We start from the raw sequence: 3,173 nt of genomic DNA on the forward strand, positions 1-3,173 counted from the left end.
CAGCTTCCCGATGAGTTGCTATTACATATTTTTTCTTTTTTGCAAGCTTCCGATCTCCTTGAAGTTGAACTGACATGCCATCAATGGAAAAATTTGGCAAAGGAGGAGACTTTATGGAAAAGCCTTTATGTACGGTATTTTAAAGTTATTGAGCCTGTGGTTGAAACTTACAAAGAAAGCTATTTTCGTCTATCTGAAGCTGACCATGATTGGAGAAAAGTGGATGAATTGTTGAGCTCCTTGGAACATGGTGATCTTCAAACCGATGAGGCTTTAAGATTTTTTGGTTGGGCAAATGAAATAGGTGGAGAAGCTGCCCTTCCAGAGGATAACGCGTAAAAAAAGCCCTATAAAAAAGAGTAGATAAGTTCATTGAAAAGAATGTATTGATTTTTGCTTTTCAAAAGCCTGCTCCTGAGCAATAAAAGTATGTAAAGAGCTTAAGAAACAAGGTTGCTTCATTTCTCCAGGAAATGTGCGTGCGGTTGGTAAGTCTGCCAAAAAAATGTGTTAATAAATGAGGAGGAAAGTAAGCCTTTTATCTTACCTTCAAAAGTAAATCAAGCTGCAACCGAAGTTTGGCAACAGCTAATAGTTTATACGCATAGAGGCAGAGACTATGCCAATCTCTTCAGGAATTTAATTAACACTCTGAATCTGCTAAACGTAAAAATGTTGGCAACTTAGGCAAAAAATTTTATGTCCTAGCGCCTCATTGGCAAAATGCTGGAGCAAATGCTCTGAAAAAAAGTGGATGAGCACCTTAGCTATAAGAAGCATTCATCTAAAAGGCCATCTTTTTAGGTAATAGAGCAGTAATGGACATACCAAGGAAACAGTTAAAAGCAATTGCGGCGCGATTAGTCTAGAAATGCCAAGGGCTTGTAAAGCAGCCTTTAAACTTGTGGATATAAAAAAACAAACAAAGATATAAAAAATTCATCCTTAATCTTCTCCCCTCCTTTCCACATGTTTTGTACTTCTTAGGGGCGTTGTTGCGTAAATGCTAAGAAGTGTATGTGATAAGATTGCTCTTTAACACATAAGAGCTATAAAATTAGTTTGCAACAACAAAAATATAGGCAAGCTATGGAAAAAAAGCTTAACTACCGCATACGTAACTGGTCCGAGTATAACAAAGTTTTAGAACAAAGAGGAAGCATAACCTTATGGTTTTCGGATGAAACCATTAAAGGATGGAGGGAAAATAAAAGCACGGGGAAGAAGGGCCGTCCAAGAATTTACTCTGCTGACGCTATCCTATGCGTGTTGATGATTAGAGCGGTTTATCATTTACCCCTCCGTGCTGTGCGAGGGTTTGTGTCATCGCTGATTACTTTGCTGGCTTTGGGATTGCCTGTTCCTTGCTATACCCGCATTTGTAGGCGTGCTAAAGAGCTTGGGCAAGAGCTTACAAAGCTAAGCCATAAGCGTCCGACAGACATAGTCTTTGATTCCACTGGAGTGAAAGTTTATGGCGAAGGAGAGTGGAAAGTGCGCCAGCATGGCAAAGCAAAGCGGAAGGCTTGGAGAAAGATTCACTTAAGCGTTTGCCCAGACTCGCATGAGATTATTTTGAGTGAAGTGGCATTGAGCAATAAAGCCGATGATTTAGTGGCGAGCCAAATGATCCTCAAGCTGCCAAAGAGCGTAAAGACCACTTATGGAGATGGTGCTTATGATAGACAAGCTTTCTATCGATCGTCTTATGTTCGGGGTATAGATCCTGTAGTGCCTCCAAGAAGAGGAGGAAGGCTAAGCCAAGAGACGGACAAACCGTGGATGAAAAAAAGAAATGATAACTTAAAAGTCATTCAAGGCTTGGGAGGAGATGATGAGGCTAGGCAGCTTTGGAAAAAGCTTAGTGGCTATCATAGAAGATCGCTTGCTGAAACGGCGATGTACTGCTTTAAAAGAAGCTTTGGAAGAGATTTTCGCTCTAGAAAGCTAGACTATCAGCGGGCGGAATTATATGCTAAATCTTTGGCGATGAACAAGATGACAGCACTTGGAATGCCCCCAGGACAATGGGTACTAACTTGATAAGCTTTTAAACAGACCAACTATTAGGTCATTTACGCAACAAGGCCCTTCTTAGGCGTTCCTTTTTCAAAGATATTAGATTGCTAAAATCTAAACGAGTGAAATAAAAATGTTATTAGAAAGGTTTACTTTAGTTTCTCCTTTCCCCATCTTAAAAAGCTTAGATACTTTTCAATTCAATCAATTTTTTTACAGTGATTGTTAGGAGATCAGCCAATATAACATCATCTTCCGTTGCTATAGAATGTTTCCTCATTATCTCCCCCCATATTGCCTTAAAACTTCCTTTAAACTGTAAAGCAAGAGATTCTCTAGTATTTACCGTTTTTAATTTTTCAATATTAAATTTTAAGGCTTGGCGGATTGCATCTTGGCTGCTTATTGCTAGAGCTTTAGCTTTGCTAGCCTGCAATTTTCCTTTCCAAGACGTGTCTCCATCTACCTGAGATAGTGAAGGGCTAGATGTAGCAGAAACGTTGCTGGGTTGAGGTTTGGGTTTATCCTTCTCGTGCTCCTTTAGCTTGCCTTTCTCGGGCACTATAGGTTCATCTAGCCATTCTGGAGGAATAGATTGAGGCTTAATAAGATCCTCTGTTTCCGCACTAGTATCAAATGGAGAGGGGGCATTAAGGATTATATAGGAAGTCTGTTGTTGTGACAAACTTTCCTCCATAATTTGAATACCTTCCTTGATAGAAAGACTTTCTCTTTCGGAAAAAGTATCAGGGCCGAAAAGATGACTTTTTCCTGCAATAACTATGACTTTGTCAGCAGAGCTTAGACTTGTCTGAATATTTTCCACCATTCTCATGTTGCGTTGAGGAGTCGCTTGTATCACTATCTCTTTTACCATTGTATGAAAGGTTTCTAAATAAAAGTTCAAAGATGATAAAAAGCCTAGAGTTTCTTCTTTTTGATTAGCCTGAGATTGAAGATCTATTAGATGAGGTTTTAAGTCATCTAAGTACCCTTCTATACTTGGACGTAATGATGGAGGGCTCTCTTTTTCCATCCATCCTGGTATCTGGATAAATAGACCTCTTTCGAAACTCACGTATTTAATTCCCAGTTATAGATTGCTGCAATTAAGTTGAAGCGAAGGGCAAATCTTTTACGTCTATTTCTGTAGC

At 39.3% G+C, this 3,173-nt stretch carries 3 protein-coding genes; 2 read left to right on the forward strand and 1 reads right to left on the reverse strand.

Features of this window, described 5'->3' with window-relative positions:
• Together NEOC65_RS00540 and NEOC65_RS00545 are read left to right on the forward strand one after the other, a co-directional pair.
• On the forward strand, nt 1-339 hold a 339-nt coding region (locus NEOC65_RS00540), incomplete at its 5' end, for an F-box-like domain-containing protein (protein WP_213155372.1).
• Between the two features lie 750 nt (nt 340-1,089).
• Nucleotides 1,090-2,043, forward strand: a complete 954-nt coding sequence (locus NEOC65_RS00545) for an IS5 family transposase (RefSeq protein WP_213155373.1) — start codon at nt 1,090-1,092, stop codon at nt 2,041-2,043.
• A gap of 160 nt (nt 2,044-2,203) precedes the next feature.
• Here the strand turns inward: NEOC65_RS00545 and NEOC65_RS00550 are convergent, their stop codons facing one another.
• Nucleotides 2,204-3,097, reverse strand: coding sequence for a hypothetical protein (locus tag NEOC65_RS00550; protein WP_213155374.1), 894 nt, complete (start codon nt 3,095-3,097; stop codon nt 2,204-2,206).
• Between the last annotated feature and the right edge of the window lie 76 nt (nt 3,098-3,173).

Origin of the sequence: Neochlamydia sp. AcF65 (assembly GCF_018342435.1) — a bacterium.
Taxonomy (GTDB): domain Bacteria; phylum Chlamydiota; class Chlamydiia; order Chlamydiales; family Parachlamydiaceae; genus Neochlamydia.